5 protein-coding genes are annotated in these 4,386 nt (G+C 64.5%); 1 reads left to right on the forward strand and 4 read right to left on the reverse strand.

Annotated elements, in window-relative coordinates:
* The 3 genes from infC to AC1DY5_RS43840 form a co-directional block, all read right to left on the reverse strand.
* A partial coding sequence (gene infC / locus AC1DY5_RS43830) for a translation initiation factor IF-3 (RefSeq protein ID WP_478120681.1) occupies positions 1-232 on the reverse strand: 232 nt, incomplete at its 3' end.
* A 96-nt stretch (positions 233-328) separates the two neighbouring features.
* The gene (gene thrS / locus AC1DY5_RS43835; protein ID WP_478120677.1) at positions 329-2,236 is read right to left on the reverse strand and encodes a threonine--tRNA ligase; all 1,908 of its coding nucleotides are present in this window, start codon (positions 2,234-2,236) and stop codon (positions 329-331) included.
* Positions 2,237-2,455: 219 nt separating this feature from the next.
* Positions 2,456-2,767, reverse strand: coding sequence for a putative quinol monooxygenase (locus AC1DY5_RS43840; RefSeq protein ID WP_478120678.1), 312 nt, complete (start codon positions 2,765-2,767; stop codon positions 2,456-2,458).
* Between the two features lie 115 nt (positions 2,768-2,882).
* Here AC1DY5_RS43840 and AC1DY5_RS43845 point away from each other — a divergent pair, with 115 nt between their 5' ends.
* Entirely contained in the window at positions 2,883-3,845 is a 963-nt protein-coding gene (locus tag AC1DY5_RS43845) for a GlxA family transcriptional regulator (protein WP_478120679.1), read from the forward strand.
* Positions 3,846-3,926: 81 nt separating this feature from the next.
* Here the strand turns inward: AC1DY5_RS43845 and AC1DY5_RS43850 are convergent.
* Positions 3,927-4,386: beta/alpha barrel domain-containing protein (locus AC1DY5_RS43850; RefSeq protein WP_478120680.1), on the reverse strand; the 460-nt coding region annotated here is incomplete at its 5' end.

Consider the following 4,386-nt stretch of genomic DNA (forward strand, 5'->3'; position numbering starts at 1 on the left):
TGCCGTACTCGATCAGGCGACAGACCGGCGGATTGGCCGCAGCGACCACTTCCACCAGATCCACATCCTGCTCGCCGGCCAGGCGCAAGGCCTCGGCAAGACTCACGACACCCAACGGCTCGTTATCGGGACCGATCAGGCGGACTTCCGGGGCCATGATTTCCCGGTTCAGGCGGTGTTGGCGTTCCTCGCGGTGGCGGCGGTCGCGAAATGCAGTAGCGATGGTCAGAATCCTTTAAACAATTTGCTACATTTCTGTAGCGAATACCGCCGAATCCACGCCCACAAGCTGCCTGATCAAAAAATCAGCCCTTGAATCCGGTTGAATTCAAAGCTTGTGTTGGATGTCGTGGGCGATCTTTTGGGAGAAGGCCTCCACCGACATGGCACCGAGGTCAACATTGCCCCGGGCGCGCACTGCGACGGCTCCGGCTTCCTTCTCCTTGTCGCCTACGACCAGGATGTAGGGAAGCTTTTGCAACGAATGCTTCCGTATTTTATACGTAATCTTTTCGTTGTGCAGGTCGAGCGCCACCCTAAGCCCTTGATTCTGCAGCGTTTTGRCAACTTCCGCAGCGTAATCGGCCTGGTTCTCGCTGATATTGAGCACCGCGACCTGCGTCGGAGCGAGCCATGCGGGCAGCGCGCCGGCATGGTGTTCGATCAGCATGCCGATGAAGCGCTCGAGGCTGCCGACGATCGCGCGGTGCAGCATCACCGGATAGGCGCGGCCGCTCGTTTCCGTAACGTATTCGCCGCCAAGGCGCTCGGCTGTGTTGAAGTCGACCTGCATCGTGCCGCACTGCCACTGGCGGCCTATCGCATCGCGCAGCGTGTACTCGATCTTCGGGCCGTAGAAGGCGCCCTCGCCGGGCGAGATCACGAAGTCGACGCCCGAGCGGCGCAGCGCTTCCATGACCGCGTGCTCGGCCTTGTCCCACAGTTCGTCAGAGCCGACCCGGTTGTCGGGCCGCGTCGCGACCTTGTAGAGGATGTCCGTGAAGCCGAAGTCGGCATAGACCTTCTGCAGCTGCGCCGTGTAGGCCACGCACTCCTCGAGGATCTGGTCTTCCGTGCAGAACACGTGGCCATCGTCCTGCGTGAAGCCGCGCACGCGCATGATGCCGTGCAAGGCGCCGCTCGGTTCGTTGCGGTGGCACTGCCCGAACTCGCCGTAGCGCAGCGGCAGGTCGCGGTAGCTGCGCAGATCCGACTTGAAGATCAGCACGTGGCCCGGGCAGTTCATCGGCTTCAGCGCGTAGTCGCGCTTTTCCGACTCCGTCGTGAACATGTTCTCGCGGTAGTTCTGCCAGTGGCCCGTCTTCTCCCACAAGCTCTTGTCGAGGATCTGCGGACCCTTGACCTCCTGGTAGCCCGTCTCTCGGTAGATCTTGCGCATGTACTGCTCGACCTGCTGCCAGATCGACCAGCCCTTCGGGTGCCAGAACACCAGGCCCGGTGCGGCCTCGTCGATGTGGAACAGGTCGAGCTCCCTGCCGAGCCGACGGTGGTCGCGCTTCTCGGCTTCCTCGATGCGGCGGATGTAGTCGTCGAGCTGCTTCTTGTCGGCCCAGGCCGTGCCGTAGATGCGCTGCAGCTGCTCGTTCTTGGCGTCGCCGCGCCAGTAGGCGCCAGCCAGCTTGGTCAGCTTGAAGACCTTCAGAAAGCGCGTGTTCGGCACGTGCGGGCCGCGGCACATGTCGACGTATTCCTGATGGTAGTAGAGGCCCATGGCCTTCTCGTCGGGCATGTCCTCGACCAGGCGCAGCTTGTAGTCCTCGCCACGCGACTTGAAGACGTCGATGACCTCGTCGCGCGGCGTCAACTTCTTGACCACGTCGTAGTCCTGCGCGATCAGGTCGCGCATGCGGGCCTCGATGGCCGCCATGTCCTCAGGCGTGAACGGGCGCTCGTACGAGATGTCGTAGTAGAAGCCTTCGTCGATCACTGGGCCGATCACCATCTTGGCCGTCGGGTAGAGCTGCTTCACCGCGTGGCCGACCAGGTGGGCCGTCGAGTGGCGGATGATCTCGAGGCCCTCGTCGTCCTTGGGCGTGATGATCTGCAGCTTGGCGGAGTGGTCGATGATGTCGCTGGCATCGACCAGCCGGCCATCCACCTTGCCGGCGACCATCATCTTGGCCAGGCCGGGGCCGATGGAGCGGGCCACCTCGGCCACCGAAACTGGGCCGGGAAACTCGCGCTGCGAGTTGTCGGGAAGCGTGATCTGGATCATGGAAAAACCTCGACGAGAAATAAAAAAGCGCGGTCTTGGACCGCGCTTGGCTCTGGTTCATGGGCCGGAGGGATTTCCAGCGTGCGCGGCCTACCGGCCTTTTCCTTCGGAGAAAAGACCGCTCGTTGCGTGCGGTGTAGTTCGCGGTGTCATAACCAGGGTGCCTTTCTCGCTCTTGTTGATGCTGAGACTGAGCCGCAGATTCTATCCGCTGCGCCGTCAGCTCGCCGCCGCGGCGTTCTTCAGGCCCAGCACGTCGATCTGCTCGATCGATGGCGGCTTGGCGAACAGGTCCGGCGCCTTCGCCATCAGGGCCTGGGCGATCGGCCCGGTCAGATGGGCCTGGCGGCCGGCCTCGTCCTCGAAAGCATCGAAGATGCCGAAGGTGCTCGGCGACAGCCGAAGCGCGAACCAGATCGGCGTGGTCTTCTCGTCGCGGGCCATGGCCAGGCCGGCTTCGAGAAACTGCTGGACCTCGGTTTCCTTGCCCGGCTTGGCTTCGAGGCGGGCGAACAGTGCGTACTTGATCATGTGGGTCTCCTGTGACTGCGGTTGCGCGGGATTGCGTCGACCGGCCATCAAACTCTAGGCCCGGGCCCGGCTTTGTCCTATTGGCATTTTTGACATCTTTGATATTGTTATTGCCATGAAGATCGACATCCTCGCGCTCGATGGCGTGTTCGATACCGGCCTGGCGACCGTGCAGGACGTCTTCGGCACCGCCAACGAACTTGCCGGCCTGCTCGGCCTGGCGGTGCCACCTTTCGACGTCGCCCGGGTCGGCATGCGCCGCAAGGTGCGCACCGCGCAGGGGCTCGGCGTGCCGGTGCTGCCCGCCGGCCCGGCACGCACGCCCGACTGGACCGTGATCCCGGCGATCGGCGAGAAGATGCCCGACGGGCTCCAGGCTGCGCTGCAGCGCCGCGACATCGCGGACGCCACGGCCGCGCTGCGCGAGCAGTCGGCGCGCGGCGTCCGGATCGCTGCGGCCTGCATCGGCACCTTCGTGCTCGCCGAATCGGGCCTGCTCGACGGCCAGAACGCCACCACGACCTGGTGGCTGTCGACCCTTTTCCGCCAGCGCTATCCGGCGGTTTGGCTCGAGGGATCGCGCATGCTCGTGAGCTCCGGCAGCTTCGTCACCGCCGGCGCCGCGCTGAGCCATGTCGACATGGCGCTGCTGCTGGTGCGCCAGGCGAGCCCCGAACTCGCCACGCTCGTGGCCAAGTACCTGATCGTCGACGCGCGGCCCTCGCAGTCGGCCTACGTGATCACCGACCACCTGAGCCATTCGGATCCGACCGTCGAGCGCTTCGAGCGCTGGGCCCGCGACCGGCTGGCCGATGGCTTCTCGCTCGACCAGGCGGCAACGGCAGCGGGCACCAGCAAGCGGACGCTGGCGCGCCGCATGCAGCAGGTGCTCGGCAAGACGCCGCTGTCGTACTTCCAGGACTTGCGGGTCGAGCGCGCGGTGCATCTGCTGAAGACCAGCGACAAGAGCCTGGAGCAGATCGCAACCCTGGTCGGCTATGCCGAGGGCGTCACGCTGCGTGCGCTGCTGCGGCAGCGCCTGGGACGCGGGGTTCGCGACCTGCGCATCGCCGATTGACGGGCCGACCGGGACGCGCGCGACGAAAAAAATCCCCGCGTGATCGCTCACGCGGGGATATGAATCAGAGACCTTCGGGTCTTAGTGGAACTGTTCTTCCTCGGTCGAACCGGTCAGCGCGGTGACGCTCGACTTGCCGCCCTGGATCACGGTGGTCACTTCGTCGAAGTAGCCGGTGCCGACTTCCTGCTGGTGCGACACGAAGGTGTAGCCGCGGTCGCGGGCCGCGAACTCGGGCTCCTGCACCTTCTCGACATAGGCCGACATGCCGCGCTTCACGTAGTCCTGCGCCAGGTCGAACATGTTGAACCACATCGAGTGGATGCCGGCCAGCGTGATGAACTGGTACTTGTAGCCCATGGCGCCGAGTTCGCGCTGGAACTTGGCGATGGTGGCGTCGTCGAGGTTCTTCTTCCAGTTGAAGGACGGCGAGCAGTTGTAGGCCAGCATCTTGCCCGGGTGCACCTTGTGCACGGCCTCGGCGAACTTGCGGGCGAACTCGAGGTCGGGCGTGCCGGTCTCGCACCACACCAGGTCGGCG

The organism is Variovorax sp. P4_D9, assembly GCF_056401695.1.